The following is a 20,387-nucleotide window of genomic DNA, read 5'->3' as shown; positions in this document are numbered from 1 at the left end:
GGGTTAGGGGAGCACATATCAGAGAGCCTCGCACCGATCTGCCGCGGTGGGTGTACCTCCCCGCAGCGGTGGGGACCGCGTTCGTCGTGCTGCCGTTGCTGGCCATCGCGATCAAGGTCGACTGGCCGAATTTCTGGTCGCTGATCACCAGCCCGTCGTCACGGACGGCCCTGCTGCTCAGCCTCAAGACCGCCGTGGCCAGCACCCTGCTGTGCGTGCTGCTGGGCGTGCCGATGGCGTTGGTGCTGGCCCGCAGCACGGCGCGGCCGGTGCGGCTGTTGCGGCCGCTGATCCTGCTGCCGCTGGTGCTGCCCCCGGTGGTGGGTGGGATCGCCCTGCTCTACGCGTTCGGCCGGCTCGGATTGCTCGGCCGGTACCTGGAAGCCGCCGGCATCAGCATCGCCTTCAGCACCACCGCCGTGGTGCTGGCGCAGACGTTCGTCTCGCTGCCGTTCCTGGTGATTTCCCTAGAGGGGGCCGCGCGTACGGCCGGCGCCGACTTCGAGATCGTGGCGGCGACCCTCGGGGCGCGTCCCAGCACCGTCTGGTGGCGGGTCACCCTCCCGCTGCTGCTGCCGGGCCTGATGTCGGGGACGGTGCTGGCGTTCGCCCGCTCGCTGGGGGAATTCGGCGCGACGCTGACGTTCGCCGGGTCGCGTCAGGGAGTCACCCGCACGCTGCCGCTGGAGATCTACCTGCAGCGGGTCACCGACGCCGACGCGGCGGTGGCGTTGTCGATCCTGTTGGTGGCCGTAGCGGCGGTGGTGGTGTTGGGGTTGGGCGCCCGCCGCCTTCCCGGCACCGAGACGAGGCAGCCGTGAGTGACCTGCAGCTGCGCGCGGTCGTGGCGGACCGCCAGCTGGACGTCGAGTTCTCCGTGTCGGCGGGCGAAGTGCTGGCGATCCTCGGACCCAACGGCGCGGGCAAGTCGACCGCGTTGCACGTCATCGCCGGGCTGATTCGCCCGGACCGCGGGGTGGTGCGGTTGGGGGACCGGGTGCTGACCGACACCGAGGCCCGAGTGGACGTGCCAACCCATGACCGCCGCGTCGGCCTGCTCCTGCAGGACCCGTTGTTGTTCCCGCACATGAGCGTTGCCGCCAACGTGGCGTTCGGGCCGCACAGCCGTCGTGGCCGGCTCCGCCCGGCCCGGGCCGCGGAGAAGGCAACGGCGACGCGCTGGCTGCGCCACGTGGACGCCGAGGCGCTGGCCGACCGGAAGGCGCGCCAGCTGTCCGGCGGTCAGGCCCAGCGGGTGGCGATCGCGCGGGCGCTGGCCGCCGAGCCCGACGTGTTGCTGCTCGACGAGCCGCTGACGGGCCTCGACGTCGCCGCGGCCGCGGGGATCCGCGCGGTTTTGCGCGGCGCGGTCGGTCGCACCGGCTGCGCGGTCGTGCTGATCACGCACGACCTGCTCGACGTGGTCACCCTCGCCGACCGGGTCCTGGTGCTCGAGGCCGGCAAGATCTCCGAGATCGGCCCGGTCTCCGACGTGCTCACGGCGCCGCGCAGCCACTTCGGGGCGCGCATCGCGGGCATCAACCTGGTCAACGGGACCGTCGGCCCCGACGGCTCACTGCACGCGCGCTCGGGCGCCCGCTGGCACGCGGCCCCCACCATCGAGGGCGGCGACGAGCTCGCCGAGGGACGGAACGCCATCGCGGTCTTCCCGCCGACGGCGGTGGCGGTTTATCGGGAGCAGCCGCACGGCAGCCCGCGCAACACGGTCGCGGTGAACGTGGCGGAGATGGACATTCGCGGGCCGGCGGTGCTGGTGCGTGGCGAACAGCAACCAGATGGTGCCCCCGGGCTGGCCGCGGAGATCACCGTCGACGCCGCCTCGGAGCTGCGGCTGGCACCCGGGGAGCAGGTGTGGTTCTCCGTCAAAGCCCATGAGGTGGCGTTGTATCCGGCGCGCAGTGACGGGGGCAATTGAGCGCCCGGCCGCGCGGCGGGTTGCACATCGGCAACTTCGGCAAAACGGCATCGCAATTGTCCGCAAGGCTCCTTGCGTCACAGCGGTAACACGGTAGGTTCGTCGCCATGGACCAGGTGGAACCCAACTCGACACGTCGCAGAGGCCTGTGGGCGACGCTGGCGATAGCCATGGTGACCAGTGCCGGCGCCGTCACGATCGCTTTGCCGGCCACCTCGTACGCCGACCCGGAAGTACCGACTCCAGTCCCGCCGGCGACGACGACCGCCCCACCTCCCGCGGCAGCCCCGGGCGCTCCCGCAACCAATCCAGCGCCGGCCGGTGCGGCGCCCGGCGCTCCTGCGGCACCGGTCGATCCGAACGCGCCCGTGCCCCCGCCACCGCCGCCGGTCGACCCGAATGCGCCGCCGCCCCCGCCGCCGGCTGACCCGAACGCCGGGCGGATCGCCAACGCCGTGGGGGGCTTCAGCTACGTCCTCCCCCCCGGCTGGGTGGAGTCGGACGCGTCGCACCTCGACTACGGCTCGGCGCTGCTGAGCAAGACGACGGGGCAGCCGCCGCTGCCCGACCAGCCGCCCCCGGTGGCCAACGACACCCGCATCGTGATGGGCCGGCTGGACCAGAAGCTTTACGCCAGTGCCGAAGCCAACAACTCCAAGGCCGCCGTGCGGCTGGGCTCGGACATGGGTGAGTTCTTCCTGCCGTATCCGGGCACCCGAATCAACCAGGAAAGCACCCCGCTCACCGGGGCCAACGGCGTCACCGGCAGCGCGTCGTACTACGAGGTCAAGTTCAGCGACGCCTCCAAGCCCAATGGGCAGATTTGGACCGGCGTCGTCGGGCTGCCCGCCGCGAACACGCCGAACGGCGGACCGCCGCAACGCTGGTTCGTGGTGTGGCTCGGCACGGCAAACGACCCCGTCGACAAGGGCGCGGCCAAGGCGCTGGCGGAGTCCATCCAGCCCTGGGCGGGCCCGCCCGCGCCGGCCGCTGGTGCCCAGCCGGCCCCGGGCGCCCAACCCGCCCCGGCACCCGCTCCGGCTCCGGGAGCCCCGGCGCCCTCACCGGCTCCGGCACCGGCGGCGGCGGGAGAGGTCAGCCCCGCCCCAGCGCCGGCACCACAGCGGACGCAATCGACCTGACGTGCGATCGGCGCGTCAGAATGATGCGCTAACCGTCTCCGAAACGGAACCTTTTCCGTTACGCAAAGCGGGTATACCGAGATGATGGCCCAGCATCTCGCTGGGCTTTGCCAGCGATTGCAAGGAGACCCGCATGGACGTCATGGCAGCTACCGAATATCTGGCCCGCTCAACAACGTTCACGAGCGTCGGCATCATTGGATACATCATCATCGGTGGTCTGGCGGGTGCGCTCGCCAGCAAGATCATCAGGGGCAGTGGCGCCGGCATCCTGATGGACATCGTGATCGGCATCATCGGCGCCTTGATCGGCGGCTTCATCCTGAGCTTCTTCGTCAACACCGCGGGTGGTGGCCTGATATTCACCTTCCTCACCGCGCTGCTCGGGTCGCTGATCCTGCTCTGGATCGTCGGCATGGTGCGGCGGACCTGATCAGTTAGCACGTTGCGGCCGTGGTGGTTAGCGGCATGATGGACGAATGGTTCCACCGCTGACCACCACGACCATGCGCGCGTGGCGGGTGCGCCGGCCCGGTCCGATGGACACCGGCCCGCTGGAGCAAATCACCACCGACGTCCCGCGCCCCGGCCCGGCGGAGTTGCTGGTCGCCGTGCGGGCCTGTGGGGTGTGCCGCACCGACCTGCACGTCACCGAGGGCGACCTGCCCGTACACCGCGACCACGTCACGCCCGGCCACGAGGTGGTGGGCGAAGTCGTCGAGGTTGGCCCCGAGGCGGGCGACGGATTTCAGGTGGGCGACCGGGTGGGTATCGCCTGGCTGCGCCACACCTGCGGCGTGTGCAAGTACTGCCGTCGCGGCGACGAGAACCTCTGCCCTCAATCTCGCTACACCGGCTGGGACGCCGACGGCGGCTACGCCGAATTCGCCACGGTTCCAGCCGATTTCGCGCACCCACTGCCGGGCGGTTACAGCGACAGCCAGTTGGCGCCGTTGCTGTGCGCCGGCATCATCGGCTATCGCTCCCTGCTCCGCGCCGACCTGCCCCCGGGCGGACGGCTGGGGCTTTACGGCTTCGGCGGCAGCGCCCACATCACCGCGCAGGTCGCGTTGGCGCAGGGCGCCGAGGTGCACGTGATGACGCGGGGAGCCGAGGCGCGTGAACTGGCGATGCAGCTCGGCGCGGCGTCGGCGCAGGGCGCGGCCGACCCACCTCCGGTTCCGCTGGATGCGGCCATCCTGTTCGCCCCGGTGGGCGAGCTGGTGCTGCCCGCGCTGGAAGCGTTGGACCGCGGCGGCACCCTGGCGATCGCCGGTATCCACCTGTCCGATATCCCGGTGCTCAACTACCAGCGTCACCTGTTCCAGGAACGGCAGGTTCGTTCGGTCACCTCCAACACCCGTGCCGACGCGCGGGCGTTCCTCGACTTCGCGGGTCGGCATCACATCGAGGTGACCACGCCGGAATACCCGCTGGGCCAGGCGGATCGGGCGTTGGCCGATCTCAGCGCCGGCCGTATCGCCGGCGCGGCGGTGCTGCTGGTGTGACCGGCCTCAGGCCGTCAGGTGCCAGACCAGGGCGGCGGCCAGCGCCCCGAGGCCGTTCAGCGACCAGTGCAGCGCGATCGGCGCGATCAGGCTGCCGCTGCGACGGCGCAACCAGCTGAAGACGAATCCCGCCGCTCCGGTGGCCAGCACGGCGCCGGTCACCCCGGCCAGCATCCCGAGGAAGCCGCCGCCGAGAATTCGGGTGAAGCCGACGTTGCTGCTGGTAAGCCCGAGCGACGTCGCGACGTGCCACAGCCCGAACAGCAACGACCCCGCCAGCGCGACGCCGCGGAACCCCCACGCCCGATGCAGCGCGCCGTGCAGCACGCCGCGAAACGCCAGCTCCTCCGGGATCACGGTCTGCAGCGGGATGATGACCATCGAGGCGATCAGGGCGCCGGAGACCGTCGCGTAGCGGTGGTTCAGGAACATCGGCCGGGTCATGGGGAGCAGCACCCCGACGGCGATCACCGCGGCCACGACCAGCACCGCGGCCACCGCGTAGCCCAGCCCCGACTTCCAGTGTTCGCGACCCAAGCCCAGATCGGCCCAGTCCAGACCGTTGGCGCGCATCAGGATTACCAGGCCGACGGCGGCGGCGGGAACGACGGCGATGCCGGCCCACGGGGTGGTGAAGTGCGCGACCAGGTTGGTCAGCACCAAGACCGCGACGACGACGGCGATGTCGAGGTGGATGCGAACCCGGTGCAGCGCCGAGAGCTGCGAGATCACCGGATGGTGAATGTCGGGCGTCTCGGCGGCGTCAAGCATTCATCCAGCTTACCGGTGGCCTGCGCCGCGGCGGCTCAACGAGATTGCCGTCACGGTTGTGATGGGCGCCCCAAGGGCAGCCCTGACGGCAATCTCGCCGCTCACGTCAGCAGGACTCCCCGCCTGATCGGTCGCCTCGCTCCCCATCACTCACTACGTTCGTTCTGCTCGCTCGACTCCCCGCCTGATCGGTCGCCTCGCTCCCATCACTCACTACGTTCGTTCTGCTCGCTCGACTCCCCGCCTGATCGGTCGCCTCGCTCCCATCACTCACTACGTTCGTTCTGCTCGCTCGACTCCCAGGTCCAGCCGGCGATCTGCGGGTCATCCTCGCCATGCTCACGGGTGTAGATGCGCGCGGCGAGCCGGGCGTCGACCATCCGCTGGCGCAGCTCGGCCGCCCGGCTGGCCAGCCCTTCGACCCGGTCGATGACGTCCATCACCAAATGGAAGCGGTCCAGATCGTTCAGCATCACCATGTCGAACGGCGTCGTGGTGGTGCCCCGCTCTTTGAACCCGCGCACGTGGACGTGCGGGTGGTTGGTGCGGCGGTAGGTGAGCCGGTGGATCAGCCAGGGGTAGCCGTGGTAGGCGAAGATGACCGGCTTGTCGCGGGTGAACAGCGCGTCGAACTCCTTGTCCGGCAGGCCGTGCGGGTGCTCGGAATCCGGCTGCAGCCGCATCAGGTCGACGACGTTGACCACCCGGACCGCCAACTCCGGCAGTTCGCGGCGCAGGATGTCGGCGGCGGCCAGGGTCTCCAGCGTCGGGATGTCCCCGGCGCAGGCCAGCACCACGTCGGGTTCCCCGGTGGCGGTGCTCGCCCACGGCCAAATGCCCACGCCGCGCGCGCAGTGCGCGATCGCCTGATCCATGTCCAGGTAGGCCAGCGCCGGCTGCTTGCCGGCGACGATGACGTTGATGTAGTCGCGGCTGCGCAGGCAATGGTCGGCCACCGACAGCAGCGTGTTGCCGTCCGGCGGCAGGTACACCCGGGTCAATTCGGCCCGCTTGTTGGCCACCAGGTCGATGAAGCCGGGATCTTGGTGTGACGCGCCGTTGTGGTCCTGGCGCCACACGTGCGAGGACAGCAGATAGTTCAGCGACGCGATCGGCCGCCGCCACGGCAGCTCGAGGCTGGTGGCGAGCCACTTGGCGTGCTGGTTGAGCATCGAGTCGACGATGTGCACGAACGCCTCGTAGCAGTTGAACAGGCCGTGCCGGCCCGTCAGCAGGTAGCCCTCCAGCCAGCCCTGGCACAAGTGCTCGGAGAGCACCTCCATCACCCGCCCGTCGGCGGCGAGGTTCTCGTCGTCGGCCCCGACCTCGGAAAGCCAGACCTTGGCCGTCGCCCCGTAGACGGCGTCCAGCCGGTTCGAGGCCGTCTCGTCGGGACCCATCAGGCGGAACCGGTCGGAGTTGCGCGCGATCACGTCCCGCAGGAACGTGCCCAGCACCCGAGTGGCCTCGTGCGTCACCGCGGCCGGCCGCGACACCGTGACCGCGTAGTCGCGGAAGTCCGGCAGGTCGAGGTCGTGCAGCAGCAGGCCGCCGTTGGCGTGCGGGTTGGCGCTCATCCGGCGGTCGCCGCGGGGCGCCAGCGCCCGCAGCTCGGCGCGCAGCTTGCCGTCGCCGCCGAAAAGCTCCTCAGGCCGGTAGCTGCGCAGCCACTCCTCGAGCTGCGCCCGGTGCTGGGGATTGTCGTGCGTCTCGGCCAGCGGAACCTGATGCGCTCGCCAGGTGCCCTCGACCTTCTTGCCGTCCACCACCTTCGGGCCCGTCCACCCCTTGGGCGTGCGCAGCACGATCATCGGCCAGACGGGCCGTTCCACCCGGTTCCCGTGCCGCGCGGCGTCCTGGATGGCCGCGATGTCGTCGAAGGCGTCGTCGAGCGCGGCGGCCAGCTGCTGGTGCACGTCGGCCGGGTCGTCACCGGCGACCGTGATGGGCCGGTAGCCGTAGCCGCGCAGCAGCGCCTCGAGTTCGGCGTGGGGGATGCGCGCGAGCACCGTCGGGTTGGCGATCTTGTAGCCGTTGAGCTGCAGGATGGGCAGCACCGCGCCGTCCGTGACCGGGTTGAGGAATTTGTTGGAATGCCAGCTGGCGGCCAGCGGCCCGGTCTCGGCCTCGCCGTCGCCGATCACGCAGGCCACCACCAGATCGGGGTTGTCGAAGGCCGCGCCGTAAGCGTGCACCAGCGCATAGCCGAGTTCACCGCCCTCGTGGATGGAGCCGGGCGTCTGGGCGGCGACGTGGCTGGGGATGCCGCCGGGAAAAGAGAACTGCCGGAACAGCTTTCGCAGCCCTTCGGCGTCCTCCTCGATGCCGGTGTACACCTCGCTGTAGGTGCCTTCGAGATAGGCATTCGCGACCAGCGCGGGGCCGCCGTGGCCGGGCCCGGTGACGTAGATGACGCTGGCGTCCCGGTCGCGGATGATCCGATTCAGGTGCGCATAGATCAGGTTCAGCGCCGGGGTGGTGCCCCAATGGCCCAGCAGCCGCGGTTTGACGTGCTCGGGCGACAGCGGTTCGGTCAGCAGCGGGTTGTCCAGCAGGTAGATCTGTCCGACCGACAGATAGTTGGCGGCGCGCCAGTATGCGTTGATCAGGTCGAGTTCGTCGTCGGCAAGGGGAGCGGTTGTCTGGGTTTCTAGGCTCACCCCGCCGATTGTCCGCGCCCGCGGTGAACGGCGCCCCACGCGGTGCTCACTCCTGATGGCGGCGACCCGCTTCGCCCGGCTCCGCCGCGCTCGCGATCGCCGACTACTCCTCGCCGCGCGCCCGCGACTCGTAGGCCCTGCGCTTTTCGGGGTCGACGTCGTCGGTGAAGACGTGCTCGCCGCCGAGCGCGCGGTTCAGCCCCTCGGACAGTGCACGAGGCATGAACTTCTGCGATGCGATGATCGCGCCGGCCGTCTTCGTGACCCGCACCCGCGGCCGGGGATGCGCCACCAGTTTGACGATCGCCTCCGCGATGTCGGCCGGTTCGGCGTTCTTGATCCCCTTGGCCCCCGAGGTGCCGGCGATCAATTCGGTGTTCACGAAGGTCGGCATGACCACCGAGAACTTCACGCCCGCCGTTCGGCATTCGAGCCGGGCGGTATCGGTGAAGCCGATCACCGCGTGCTTGCTGGCGCAGTAGGTCGCCGCCCCGGCGATGTAGGTCTCCCCGGCGAGCGACGCGACGTTGATGACGTGTCCGGACCGCCGGGGGACCATGCGCTGGGCGGCCAGCTTGCTGCCCAGGATGACGCCGTAGACGTTGATGTCGAGGACCCGGCGGGTGACGGCGTCCGGCTCGTCGACCATCCGGCCGAGCGGCATGATGCCGGCGTTGTTGACCAGCACGTCGATCGGGCCGAGTTGGCGCTCGACCTCGTCCAAGAAGTCCGCGAACGAGTGTGGGTCGGTGACGTCGAGCTTGCCGTACACGTCGAGGCCCAGCGCGGCGCCGGATTCCTTCACCCGCACCTCGTCGATGTCACCGATGGCCACCTTGGCGCCCAGATTGTGCAACGCGGTCGCGGTGGCCAACCCGATGCCCCGGGCGCCGCCGGTGATCACGATTACCTTGCCGCGGACCTTCAGCCCAACGGACGCCGCGTCTGCCATTTTTCCTACCCTCCGGAGGTCTTGACGGGTGTCAACTATGCAATCTGACCCCAGATCGTCGAATACTGCAACGATGACCCAGGTGCGGGCGGCGGTGCCGGCGGACGCCTACGAGGTGGCCTGTTTGCACGTGCGGTCATGGCGGTCGGCCTACCGGGGGCTCATCGCCCGGGACGACCTGGACAGCCTCAACCCGGAGGCATTGGTCGACCGCTACAGCTTCGGCCGCGTGGGGTTGCGGATGCCGTCCACCTTGGTGGCGGTCGACGGGTCCGCGATCCGCGGCTTCGCCACCACGGGCCTGTGCCGCGACAGCGACCCGCCGAACGTCGGTGAGCTGATGGCGCTGTATGTCGACCCGGCCCATCAGGGTGCTGGGGTGGGGAGCTCGCTGATGGCAGCCGCCCGGGCGCGGCTGCGGCAAGTCGGTGTGCCGGGGGCCGTGCTTTGGGCGCTGGAGGGCAACACCGACGCCCGACGATTCTACGAACGTGACGGTTGGCGGCCCGACGGGGCTTGCCGCCCAGCGGTTTTCGGCAATGACACGCGGCGCTTGGTCCGTTACCGGATAGAGCCGGTATAGCGGCGCCATCACCAACCCGTCGAGCCGGGAACGCCTTTGAACGGGCCGGTCACCCAGCTGGTGATCCAGCCGCCGTAGAAGCCCCCGGGTTGGGGCGTGACGACTTCTCCGTTGACCGTGCAGCGGTCGACGTTGGCGGCCATCACCGCGACCGCCCCGGCGATGGCTTCGAATCCGGGCGTCGGACTCAGATAGCTCCAAGCCGATTTCGGGGCGACGACGCCGCCGCCGAACAGGTCGTAATACGTTGCCCGGCCTTTCCATTCACACCAGGAGCTGCCGGACGTCTCACGCAGGGCCGCTTCGGTAAAGGCGTCGCGCGGCAGATAATAGGTCGGCGGATGACTGGTCTCGAGCACCCGCCAGGCCCGACGGGTGGATGCGATGACGACACCGCCCAACTCGACGGTGATGCGACCGGTGAACGGTTCGACGCGGGGCGGGCGCGGATAGTCCCACACCGACTCCTGGCGTGGTCCGGCGCCTTCAGATCCGGAGCGGCTCATGCGCGTTGCCTCGACTCGTCGGTTACTTCGTACCTCCAGCCAGGCTAGGGCCTGTCTAAGGCCAGTATTCGTGCCGATCGTCAACGACAACGTCAGCTGATGGCGAGCCAGACCAGGCTGGCGCCGCCGGCCAGGGCGCAGTAGATGGCAAATGGTGTGAGGGTGCGGGTTTGGAAGTACTGCGTTAAAAACCGCACGGCGAGGTAGGCGCACACGAAGGAGGCGATGCTGCCGGCCAGCACCTGGCCGCCTATCCCGGCCGCTTGGGGTCCGAACAACTCCGGGATCTTGTACACCCCGGCGGCCAGGATGATCGGCGTCGCCAACAAGAAGGAGAACCGGGCGGCGTCCTCGTGGGACAAGCCGCGCCACAGGCCGGCCACCATGGTGATGCCCGAACGGCTGATGCCCGGCAGCAGCGCCAGGATCTGCGCGGCGCCGATCAGGATGCCGCGGCGCAGGGGGAGCTGGGCCAGGCGGTTGTCCACAGCCTCCCCGGTGTGCGCGGGTTGTTCGCCGGCCGGCCGCTTTTGGTCGGGCGCGGGCGCGACGCGCCGGCGAAGAACTTCGCCCGCGTAGAGTGCGATGCCGTTGAGCAGCAGGAAAATCGCCGCCGGGATGGGCTTGCCGAGCGTGGTGCGGAACGTCTTTTCCAGGACCAGCCCCGCCAGCCCGACCGGAATGGTGGCCCCCACGATGAGCCAGGCGAGCCGTTCGTCGGGGGTGTTGATCCGGCGATGCCGCAATGACGACGCAAATCCGGCCACAATGCGCACCCAGTCCCGCCAGAAGAACACCAGCAACGCGGCGGCGGTGGCCACATGCAGGCCGACGATGAACGCCAGGTAGGGCGATTCGGGGGCCGAGACGCTCAGATCTTCGGCCCACCGGCCGCCGACCACCGCGGGCACCAACACCGCATGCCCGAGGCTGGAAACCGGGAACAACTCGGTGACGCCCTGGAACGCGCCGACCACCACCGCCTCGATGTAGGTCAAGTGCGCGCTCATATCAGATGCCTCCGTCGGATCGTTTCGCCCGTGGCCTCGCCGATCGGCCTGTGACGATAGCCGACCGCGAGTTCGCCCTCCCAATCAGCTTGCCTGGTTGGCTTTTTGGCTGGTGGGGCGACCGTCCGCACCGGCGGGTACGGTGTGCTGATGTCCGACGGGTTGCTCGACGCCGTGCGGGTCCTCGACTTGTCGAGCGGCAACGGCGACGCGGTGACGCGCCTGTTCGCCGACCTGGGCGCCGACGTGCTCAAGGTCGAACCCCCCACCGGAAGCCCGGCGCGCGATGCGCGGCCGACGCTGGCCGGTACGAGTATCCCGTTTGCCGTGCACAACGCGAACAAGCGCAGCGTTGTGCTGGACCCGTTCGACGAGGACGACTGCGGCGTGTTCCTCGACCTGGCTGCCCAGGCCGACATCGTCGTCGACGACGGCTTCTACGGGGAGGCGCCGACCTTCGGGACGTCGGTGGAGGAACTGGCCGCCCAGCACCCGCATCTGGTGGTGCTCTCGATCACCGACTTCGGCGCGACGGGGCCGCGGTCGCTGTGGCGGGCCACCGATCCGGTGTTGTACGCGATGTGCGGCTCCCTGTCACGATCTGGCCCCACCACCGGCACCCCCGTGTTGCCCCCGGACGGTATCGCGTCGGCCACCGCCGCCGCCCAGGCGGCGTGGGCAACCCTGGTGGCGTATTACAACCGATTACGTTCCGGCACAGGCGAATACATAGACTTCTCGCGTTTCGACGCCGTGGTCATGTCGCTCGACCCCGCATTCGGTGCGCATGGCCAGGTCGCCGCCGGCATCCGCCGTACCGGGCAGTGGCGGGGCCGCCCTAAGAACCAGGACGCGTACCCGATCTACCCCTGCCAGGACGGTTACGTCCGGCTGTGCGTGATGGCGCCGCGCCAATGGCGGGGCCTGCGTCGCTGGCTGGGCGAACCGGACGATTTCCAGGACCCGAAATACGACGTGATCGGCGCACGCTTCGCCGCGTGGCCCCAGATCAGCGAGCTGGTCCAGGCGCTGTTCGCCGGACAGACCATGAAGGATCTGGTGGCCGCGGGGCAGGCTCATGGCGTGCCGATCGCCGCCGTGCTGACGCCGTCGTGGGCGATGAATTCCGAGCATTTCCAGGCGGTGGGCGCGATCACCGAGGCCGAGCTCGTCCCGGGGGTGCGGACGAGCGTGCCGACCGGCTATTTCGTCGTCGACGGGAGGCACGCGGGTTTCCGCAGCCCGGCCCCGGCCGCGGGGCGGGACGGACCGGGCTGGCGGGGTAACCCGGCCGTCGTGCAATCGCCCTCCGGCCGCGTCGGCGACTATCCCTTTGCGGGCCTTCGCATTCTGGATCTGGGGATCATCGTCGCCGGCGGCGAGCTGAGCCGGCTCTTCGGCGACCTGGGCGCCGAGGTCATCAAAGTCGAAAGCGCCGAATACCCGGACGGGTTGCGGCAGGCCCGTGTCGGGGAGGCCATGAGCGAGTCGTTCGCCTGGACACATCGCAACAACCTGGCGATGGGCCTGGATCTGCGCAGCCCCGCGGGCAAGCAGATCTTCACCCGGCTCGTCGCGGAGTCCGACGCCGTCTTCGCCAACTTCAAGCCGGGAACGCTTACCGCGCTTGGCTTTTCCTACCACGATCTGCGTGCCGTCAACCCGAGGATCGTGCTCGCCGAGAGCAGCGCCTACGGCGACCAGGGCCCGTGGAGCACCAGGATGGGCTACGGGCCCCTGGTGCGCGCCGCGACCGGTGTCACCCGGTTGTGGACGTCCGACGAACCCGAGGACCGGAATCACGCTGGGCGGCATGCGTTTTACGACGCGACGACCATCTTTCCCGACCACGTCGTCGGGCGGATCACCGCGATCGCGGCGCTGGCCGCGCTGATCCACCGCCACCGGACGGGCGGTGGGGCGCACGTGCACATCTCGCAAGCCGAAGCCGTCATCAACCAGCTCGACACCTTGTACGTCACCCAGGCCGCCCTGGCCGGGGGCGTGCCGAGAATCTCCGAGGCCAGCAGCCTGCACGCCGTCTATCCGTGCGCGGGCGACGACGAATGGTGCGTCATCTCGATCGAATCCGACGACGAGTGGCGGTGCGCTGCAGGCGTTTTCCATCACCCGGAATGGGCGGACGATCCGCGCTTCGCGACCGGCGAGGCGCGCCTGGCGAACCGGCGGGAGTTGGTGGAATTGGTGTCGGCCTGGACCCGCACGCGCACCCCGGTCCGGGCCGCCCAGCTGCTGCAATCCTCCGGGGTTGCGGCCGGGCCGATGAACCGGCCGCCGGACATCTTGGAGGACCCCCAGCTGGTCGAGCGGAAACTCTATGCCGAGATGCTGCACCCCCTCGTCGAGCGTCCGCTGCCGGCCGAGACGGGCCCGGCGCCGTTCCAGCACATCCCGCGGGCGCCCCAGCGGCCTGCGCCGCTGCCCGGCCAGGACACCGTCGACGTCTGCCGCAGGCTGCTCGGCATGAGCCCGCCGGATATCGACCGCCTCATCAGCGACGGCGTGCTGTTCGGTCCCCCATAACGCGCGCCGAATCCGGCCCGCGCGACCAGACGGATCGATAGCCACGCTAAATTCGTCCCTATGACCGTGCACCCCAGGACACCGGTGTTGATCGGCTTCGGCCAGGTCAACCACCGCGACGAGATCGACCCGGAGAAGCGGTCCGTCGAGCCGGTGGACCTGATGGCGGCCGCCGCCCGGCGAGCCGCCGATTCGCGGGTGATCGAGGCCGTGGATTCGATCCGCGTGGTGAACATCCTGTCGGCGCACTACCGGGACCCCGGGCTGCTGCTCGGCCAGCGGATCGGGGCGACGGACTTCACCACGTTGTACAGCCCCGTCGGCGGGAACGTGCCGCAGTCGCTGGTCAACCAGGCGTGCCTGGACATCCAGCGGGGCCGCGCCCAGGTGGTCCTGCTGGCCGGCGCCGAGACGTGGCGCACCCGCCGGGGCCTGCGGGCCAAGGGCGGCAAACTCGAGTGGACCGTTCAGGACGAGTCCGTCCCGATGGCCGAGGTCAGCGGCGACGACGTCGCGATGGCCGGCGACGCGGAGATCAGGATCCGGCTGGACCGGCCGGCCTTCGTCTACCCGCTCTTCGAGCAGGCCCTGCGGATTGCGAACGGCGAATCGGTTGAGCACCACCGCAAGCGCATCGGCGAACTGTGGGCCCGCTTCAACGCCGTCGCGGTCGACAATCCGCAGGCATGGATCCGCAAACCGGTGACCGCCGAGCAGATCTGCGAGCCCGGTCCGCAGAACCGGATGATCAGCTGGCCGTACACCAAGCTGATGAACTCCAACAACATGGTCGATCAGGGCGCCGCGCTCGTCTTGACCTCGGTGGAGCAGGCCAGGCGCCTGCAGATCCCCGCCGATCGCTGGATCTACCCGCATGCGGGCACCGACGCGCATGACACTTCCGCCATCGCCGAGCGTGACGAGCTGCATCGCTCTCCGGCCATCCGGATCGGCGGAGCCCGGGCGCTGGAGCTGGCGGGCCTGGGCATCGACGAAGTCGACTACGTCGACCTGTATTCCTGCTTTCCCTCGGCCGTTCAGGTGGCGGCGGCCGAACTGGGCCTGCCCGTCGACGATCCCGCCCGCCCGCTCACCGTCACCGGCGGTTTGACGTTCGCAGGCGGCCCGTGGAGCAACTACGTGATGCACTCGATCGCCACCATGGCGGAGTTGCTGGCGGCCAATCCGGGGCGGCGCGGCCTGATCACCGCCAACGGCGGCTTCCTGACCAAGCACAGCTTCGGCGTTTACAGCACCGAGCCGCCCGCCGAGTTCCGTTGGGAGGACGTGCAACCGGTCGTCGACCGGGAGCCCACCCGGGACGGATTGGTGGAGTGGGAAGGCGTCGGCACGGTGGAAGCGTGGACGACGCCGTTCGATCGCGACGGGCGACCGGAAAAGGCCTTCTTGGCCGTGCGCACGCCCGACGGGGCGCGGACCCTCGCCCTGATCACGGACGGCGCGGCGGCGCAGGTAACCGTTCGCGAAGACATCGGCGGCGCCAAGGTTGCCGTCGCCGCGGACGGCAGCGCCACGCTGCAATAACCCGGCGTAACTTTCCCGCCAGCTCGGGGTGCCGTTTGCCCGGTAACGGTCGCTAGGTCATGCCGTCTTGCCTATTGTTTAGTTTGAGGTCGGGGAGGTGAGACCCAGGTGCAGATCCTGGTTACCGACGCCACCGGCGCACTTGGGCGGCTGGTCGCACGGCAGTTGATGGCTGCCGGGCACACGGTCAGCGGCATTGCTGAGAGGCCGCATCCCTGCCTGGACCGCAACGTCGACCTTGTTTGCGCGTCGCTGCGCAACCCGGTCCTGCGGGAGCTCGCCGACGAAGCCGACGCGGTGATCCACCTCGCCCCCATCGACACCACGGCACCCGGCAGCGCCGATATCGAGGGCCTCGCGCAGGTGACGGATGTGGCCGCCCGCGCCGGCGCCCGGCTGCTGTTCGTGTCCCAGGCAGCGGGACGGCCGGAGCTGTACAAGCCGGCCGAGGAACTGGTGTCCACCAGTTGGGGGCCCAGCCTGGTCGTCCGGATCGCCCCGCCGGTGGGCCGGCAGCTTGACTGGATGGTGTGCCGCACCGTGGCCACGCTGCTGCGCACCAAGGTTTCGGCCGAGCCGATCCGGGTGCTGCACGTCGACGATTTGGTGCGCTTCCTGGTTTCGGCGCTGAACACCGACCGCTCCGGTGTGGTGGACCTCGCCTCCCCGGACACCGTCAACGTGATCACGGCGTGGCGGATGCTGCGATCCGCCGACCCTCGGTCCCGGCTGAATCGGGTGCGCAGCTGGCCCCGGCTCATTCCGGACATAGATATCGCTGCGGTGCAAGAGGATTGGGCATTCGAGTTCGGCTGGCAGGCGCTCGAGGCAGTGGCCGACACCGCCCGGGGCCTGGTCGGCCGCCAGATCACCGCCGTGGGTGCCACCGGCCACGGGCGCCGACTGGCGCTCCCGGTCGAGGTCGCCCCACGCCCCGATCCCTCCGGCGAGGAGCACAGCGCGGCGCCCGAGGGCGTCGAGGGCGAATTCGACGACCGGGTCGATCCGCGCTTTCCGATTTTCAGTGCGGGCAACCTCGGCGAGGCGCTGCCCGGGCCGCTCACCCCGATCACGCTGGACGTTCAGCTGAGCGGATTGCGCGCCGCGAACCGCGTGCTCAGTCACGTGCTGGCGCTGGGCGACGTGGTAGGCGAGGAGTGGGGCAACAGGGCCGTCGCCGTGTTCGGTCATCGGGCCTATGTCGGGGTGTCGGTCAACATGGTTGCTGCCGCGCAGCTGCCCGGCTGGGACCAGGATGCCGTCGCCCGCAACGCTTTCGTCGGCCGGCCGCACGTCGGAGACCCCCTGCCGTTCGGTGAGCCCGCGCTGGCGGGCGGTGCCCTCGGCTACGTTGCAAAAGCCGTCGTCGCGGGGCGGTCGCTGGCCCTGTTGCGCCATCTCAATTCCGACACGCGGGCGTACGGCGCGGCAGCCGAAACCGAACACCTCGACGCGACGCAGTTGGGGTCGCTGCCCGACGCCGGCCTGGAAGTCCGAATTCGCTTGCTGCGGGACCGCATTCACCAAGGCTGGATCCTCACCGCGTTGTGGCTGATCGACTCCGGCGTCACCGCGGCGGCGCTGGAGCGCAGCAAGGCGGCGCGCAGCGTGCCCGGGGTGGACATGATCATGGACAGCACCGTGGTCGCGACCGAGACCGCCGAGCTGGCCGCGGTGCTGCGGGCCGACCCGCCGTTGTGTGCGCTCGCCCAGGAAGGCAACCTCGCCAGCATCCGCGCGTTGTCACCCACCACCGCCGCCGCGGTGGATGCGGTCGTCGCCCGCGTCGCACACCGTGGTCCCGGGGAGGCCGAGCTGGCCAGCCAGACCTATGCCGACGATCCGGCGATGCTGCTGCGCGCGGCCGGGGAAGTCGCGGTGGCCGACGCCGCCTCGACCGACGCGGGGCCGCCGACGCTGGCCCAGCGGCTGGCCACCAGCGCTCGCGACTCCCGCGAGCTGGCCCACGACACCACTCTGCGATTCACCCATGAACTCCGGATAACGTTGCGGGAATTGGGATCTCGTCGAGTCGCGGCGGACCTGATCGACGCCGTCGAAGACGTGTACTACCTGACGTGTGACGAGCTGGTCACCATGCCGGGCGACGCCCGGCTGCGGATCAAACGCCGCCGCGCCGAACGGGAGAGGTTGCAGGTGCAGCGCCCGCCCGACGTGATTGACGGGACGTGGGTGCCCGTTGAACCGTCAGCCCAATAGCTCGGCCAGCGGGACCTCCGCGTCGGCCAGCCTGTCGGGGTCGACGGAATTCCGGGACCTGATCAGCGCTTTGACGTTGTCGAGCACATCCCAGATGTTGACGTTCATCCCGGCCAGCACCCGGTGGTCGCCGTCGAGCCAGAATGCGACGAATTCACGTCCGGCAACGTCGCCCCGGAACACCACGCGCTCGAAGCCGGGCGCGTGCCCGACATACTCCATCCCGAGGTCGTACTGGTCGGTGAAGAAATAGGGCAGCTCGGCGTATTCGCCTGGGTTGCCGAGCATCCCGGCCGCCGCAATCGCGGGTTGCTTGAGCGCATTGGCCCAGTGCTCCGTGCGAATCCGGCAGCCGAACAGGGGGTGCTCTGCGGCGGCGATGTCGCCGACCGCGTAGATGTCCGGATCGCTGGTGCGCAGTGACGCATCGACCAGCACGCCGCCGTCACCCATGGCGAGCCCGGCTTGTTCGGCGAGTTCGACGTTCGGCTGAGCACCCACGGCCACCAACACGGCATCAGCCGGCACCGCCGACCCATCGCGCATCTTCAGTCCGGTGGCTTTGCCGCCGGTTGTCGTGATGTCCTCCACCTGCGCCTCGAGCCGTAGGTCCACCCCGTGATCGCGGTGGAGGCGGGCGAACACTTCACCCACCGTTTCGCCGAGGGCGGCCACCAGCGGTTGCTTGGCCGTCTCGACGACGGTCACGTCGACGCCACGCTGGCGGGCGGCGGCGGCCACCTCCAGGCCGATCCACCCGGCTCCCACCACGGCCAGCGAAGATCCTTCGGTGAGAACCGAATCCAGCGACACAGCATCGTCGTAGGTGCGCAGATAGTAAACGGCGTCGGCGTCGGACCCGGGTATCGAGGGCCGCCGGGAGGCCGATCCCATCGCCAGCAGCAGCTTGTCGTACCGCATCGTGGTGCCGTCGGGAAGCGCGACGGTATGTTCGCCCGCGTTCACGGCCGACACCCGCGAACCGAGCCTCAGGTCGACACCGTGGTCGCGGTACCAGTCGGAGTTCTGCACGGTGAAATCGGTCAGCGACTTCTTCCCAGCCAGATACTCCTTGGAAAGTGGAGGTCGCTCGTAGGGGAGATGGGTCTCTTCAGCAAATAGGCTGAGTTGCCCGTCAAACCCACTGTCGCGCAATGCTTCTACCGCTTTTGCTCCGGCAAGTCCGCCGCCGATGATGACGAATGTGATAGAGCTGGCCATGATTGTCACTCCGTCCTGCAGTCGACATTTCCAGCCTACTCGCGCCGGCTCACCGCAAAAGTTCTTGCAACGTCAGCGCATTGCGCACCGCGTGGCCGCCCAGGTCGTTGTTGAAATACATCCACACGTCCTTGCCGGCGGCGTGCCACGCGGCGATCCGGTCCGCCCACCGCCGCAGCTCGTCGTCCGAGTAACAGCCCGCATAGATCGCGTCCTGATCCGGCCCGTGCATCCGGACGTACACCAGATCGGTGGTCGCCCGCGGCACGCACGCCAGCCCGGCGCCGCTCATGACCACGTAGGCGGCGCGGCGACGGGCCAGCAAGTCGTAGACGGCCTCGTCGTTCCACGACGGATGGCGCAGCTCGACGGCCACCCGGATCGACGCCGGCACGCTACCCAGGAAGGCATCCAGGCGCGCATCGTCGCGCTGCAGCTCGGGATGCAGTTGAACCAGCAACACCCCGGCGCGATCACCCAGCAGTTCCCAACAGCGCTCGAAGCGCTCGATCCACGGCCCGGCGGACGCCAGACGGCGGTAGTGGGTCAATCCTCGATGCGCCTTGACCGACATCCTGAAGCCGTCCGGCAACTGTTGACGCCATCCGGCGAACGTCGAATCCTTCGGCCAGCGGTAGAAACTCGCGTTCAATTCGACGGTGTCGAACACCTCGATGTAGCGGGCCAGTCGGCGCGCGGTGGGTAGGCCAGGTGGGTACAGCACGTCGGCCCAGTGGTTGTAGGACCACCCGGAGGTACCGATCCGCACGGTCAACCGCTCACCCGCCGGCGCAGGTCGTCATCCAGCGACGTCCTGATGAGTGCGGCGGCCAGCCGCGCGTTGCCTTGCGGCGCAAGGGCTCCCAGCTTTGCGGGCTGGGTAGGCAACCCCAGCTGCTTGGCCGCGTCGGTGGCGCGGTCGTCGAAATACGGCCGTACCCAGGTCCACACGTCCTGCACCTCGCGCAGGTAAATGTCGGCCCCGGTATCCCCGATTCCCTTGAACCCCTTGAGTAACCGCTTGGCCGCGGCGACGTCGCGTCCACTTCGGTCCGCGAGTTCCCGCAGATCGCCGGAGTACTCGTCGCGCACGTGTTCGGCCATGCCGGTAAGCCGGGTGGCCGAGCTTTCGTCGTAGCGGACGTAGTGGGCGCGGCCGAAGGCGTCGATCATGGTCTGCCGATCCGAGGCCAGCACCGCCTTGGGCGTGCGCAGGCCCGCCGTGAACAGTTCGCGCCCGGCGCCCATGGCGATGGCGGCATCGATCGGCTTGCTGGCCAGCATGCAGATGACCAGCAGCTGAAACAGCGGCATCGGCTTGTCGGCGAGCTTGATTCGCGCCTCGGCCGCGTAGGTGGTCCCGGCAACGTCGAGCAGCCGCCGCACCAGTTGCTGGCGTTCGGACATACCCGATCACGTACCCGCGCCGAGTGCTAGCAAACCGCGCCGGTCACTTGGCCGGCAGGCTGCGCGCGTAACCGACGCCGCGGGCCACCCAGCCCTCGAGCTGTCGTTTGGTCCGCACCCCGGCGGGCTCCACCCGTACCCAGCCGCGAACGTCGCGGCCCGCCATCACCATCGGGCTGACGTGAGCGCGTCGCAGCACCTTGTCGAGCTCGTCCGCCGGCACCCGGACCAGCAGGCCGCCCTGGCCGCTGACGGCCACGGACATATTGCCGTTCACCAGGAACGCGAGACCGCCGAACATGCGCTTCTCCTCGACGCCGCGCTCGGAGGCGACGAGTTCGCGGACCTCGTCGGCCAGGTTCTCGTCGTAGGCCATCGCGGC

The 20,387-nt window shown here is 69.4% G+C and carries 18 protein-coding genes; 9 read left to right on the top strand and 9 right to left on the bottom strand.

The annotated features are described in order from the left end of the window. The first annotated feature begins 17 nt into the window (after positions 1-17). From H7J89_RS21495 to H7J89_RS21475, 5 genes are all read left to right on the top strand, one after another. Positions 18-821 carry an ABC transporter permease gene (locus tag H7J89_RS21495; protein WP_264046538.1) on the top strand — a complete coding sequence of 268 codons (804 nt, stop codon included), beginning with the start codon at positions 18-20 and terminating at the stop codon, positions 819-821. Then, entirely contained in the window at positions 818-1,936 is a 1,119-nt protein-coding gene (locus tag H7J89_RS21490) for a sulfate/molybdate ABC transporter ATP-binding protein (RefSeq protein ID WP_264046442.1), read from the top strand. Before H7J89_RS21495 ends, H7J89_RS21490 begins: the two co-directional genes overlap by 4 nt. Positions 1,937-2,043: 107 nt before the next feature. Next, complete coding sequence (locus tag H7J89_RS21485) at positions 2,044-3,078, top strand: alanine and proline-rich secreted protein Apa (protein WP_264046440.1); 1,035 nt, start codon at positions 2,044-2,046, stop codon at positions 3,076-3,078. A gap of 133 nt (positions 3,079-3,211) precedes the next feature. After that, positions 3,212-3,511 carry a GlsB/YeaQ/YmgE family stress response membrane protein gene (locus tag H7J89_RS21480; protein ID WP_067743764.1) on the top strand — a complete coding sequence of 100 codons (300 nt, stop codon included), beginning with the start codon at positions 3,212-3,214 and terminating at the stop codon, positions 3,509-3,511. Positions 3,512-3,557: 46 nt separating this feature from the next. Beyond that, the gene (locus tag H7J89_RS21475; protein WP_264046437.1) at positions 3,558-4,586 is read left to right on the top strand and encodes a zinc-binding alcohol dehydrogenase family protein; all 1,029 of its coding nucleotides are present in this window, start codon (positions 3,558-3,560) and stop codon (positions 4,584-4,586) included. A gap of 6 nt (positions 4,587-4,592) precedes the next feature. On the opposite strand, the gene H7J89_RS21470 is transcribed toward H7J89_RS21475, so the two are convergent. The 3 genes from H7J89_RS21470 to H7J89_RS21460 all read right to left on the bottom strand — a co-directional run bounded on the left by H7J89_RS21470 (position 4,593) and on the right by H7J89_RS21460 (position 8,969). After that, the gene (locus tag H7J89_RS21470) at positions 4,593-5,357 is read right to left on the bottom strand and encodes a CPBP family intramembrane glutamic endopeptidase (RefSeq protein ID WP_264046435.1); all 765 of its coding nucleotides are present in this window, start codon (positions 5,355-5,357) and stop codon (positions 4,593-4,595) included. A 266-nt stretch (positions 5,358-5,623) separates the two neighbouring features. Then, complete coding sequence (locus tag H7J89_RS21465; RefSeq protein ID WP_264046433.1) at positions 5,624-8,017, bottom strand: phosphoketolase family protein; 2,394 nt, start codon at positions 8,015-8,017, stop codon at positions 5,624-5,626. Between the two features lie 103 nt (positions 8,018-8,120). Then, a complete protein-coding gene (locus H7J89_RS21460; protein WP_264046432.1) occupies positions 8,121-8,969 on the bottom strand; it encodes an SDR family oxidoreductase in 849 nt (282 codons plus the stop codon). Between the two features lie 73 nt (positions 8,970-9,042). Here H7J89_RS21460 and H7J89_RS21455 point away from each other — a divergent pair, with 73 nt between their 5' ends. After that, a complete protein-coding gene (locus H7J89_RS21455) occupies positions 9,043-9,552 on the top strand; it encodes a GNAT family N-acetyltransferase (RefSeq protein WP_264046430.1) in 510 nt (169 codons plus the stop codon). 8 nt (positions 9,553-9,560) lie between these two features. Here the strand turns inward: H7J89_RS21455 and H7J89_RS21450 are convergent, their stop codons facing one another. Both H7J89_RS21450 and H7J89_RS21445 read right to left on the bottom strand, forming a co-directional pair. Beyond that, positions 9,561-10,058, bottom strand: coding sequence for a DUF427 domain-containing protein (locus H7J89_RS21450; protein WP_264046428.1), 498 nt, complete (start codon positions 10,056-10,058; stop codon positions 9,561-9,563). 92 nt (positions 10,059-10,150) lie between these two features. After that, positions 10,151-11,068 (bottom strand): undecaprenyl-diphosphate phosphatase, encoded by a 918-nt coding sequence (locus H7J89_RS21445; protein WP_264046426.1) that lies wholly within the window; start codon positions 11,066-11,068, stop codon positions 10,151-10,153. Positions 11,069-11,218: 150 nt separating this feature from the next. On the opposite strand from H7J89_RS21445, the gene H7J89_RS21440 reads away from it, so the two are divergent. The 3 genes from H7J89_RS21440 to H7J89_RS21430 all read left to right on the top strand — a co-directional run bounded on the left by H7J89_RS21440 (position 11,219) and on the right by H7J89_RS21430 (position 17,377). Continuing rightward, complete coding sequence (locus H7J89_RS21440) at positions 11,219-13,612, top strand: CaiB/BaiF CoA transferase family protein (RefSeq protein ID WP_276042432.1); 2,394 nt, start codon at positions 11,219-11,221, stop codon at positions 13,610-13,612. A gap of 60 nt (positions 13,613-13,672) precedes the next feature. Continuing rightward, a complete protein-coding gene (locus H7J89_RS21435) occupies positions 13,673-15,157 on the top strand; it encodes an acetyl-CoA acetyltransferase (protein ID WP_264046424.1) in 1,485 nt (494 codons plus the stop codon). Between the two features lie 108 nt (positions 15,158-15,265). Further along, a complete protein-coding gene (locus H7J89_RS21430; RefSeq protein WP_264046422.1) occupies positions 15,266-17,377 on the top strand; it encodes an NAD-dependent epimerase/dehydratase family protein in 2,112 nt (703 codons plus the stop codon). On the opposite strand, the gene H7J89_RS21425 is transcribed toward H7J89_RS21430, so the two are convergent. Genes H7J89_RS21425 through H7J89_RS21410 form a run of 4 tightly spaced genes read right to left on the bottom strand, consistent with a single transcriptional unit; the run spans position 17,366 to position 20,381 of the window. After that, a complete protein-coding gene (locus H7J89_RS21425; protein WP_264046420.1) occupies positions 17,366-18,598 on the bottom strand; it encodes an NAD(P)/FAD-dependent oxidoreductase in 1,233 nt (410 codons plus the stop codon). The genes H7J89_RS21430 and H7J89_RS21425 overlap by 12 nt on opposite strands. Before the next feature lie 49 nt (positions 18,599-18,647). After that, a complete protein-coding gene (locus H7J89_RS21420; protein WP_264046418.1) occupies positions 18,648-19,373 on the bottom strand; it encodes a DUF72 domain-containing protein in 726 nt (241 codons plus the stop codon). Next, positions 19,370-20,005: an endonuclease gene (locus tag H7J89_RS21415; RefSeq protein ID WP_264046416.1), complete on the bottom strand. Its 636-nt coding sequence runs from the start codon at positions 20,003-20,005 to the stop codon at positions 19,370-19,372. The genes H7J89_RS21420 and H7J89_RS21415 overlap by 4 nt, the downstream gene beginning before the upstream one ends. A 43-nt stretch (positions 20,006-20,048) precedes the next feature. After that, entirely contained in the window at positions 20,049-20,381 is a 333-nt protein-coding gene (locus H7J89_RS21410; protein ID WP_264046414.1) for a TfoX/Sxy family protein, read from the bottom strand. Positions 20,382-20,387 lie beyond the last annotated feature (6 nt).

Origin of the sequence: Mycobacterium paraffinicum (assembly GCF_025822865.1) — a bacterium.
GTDB classification, from domain to species: Bacteria; Actinomycetota; Actinomycetes; order Mycobacteriales; family Mycobacteriaceae; genus Mycobacterium; species Mycobacterium paraffinicum.
The sequence above is the reverse complement of the archived record's forward strand: the minus strand, read 5'-3'. Positions and strand labels throughout refer to the sequence as shown.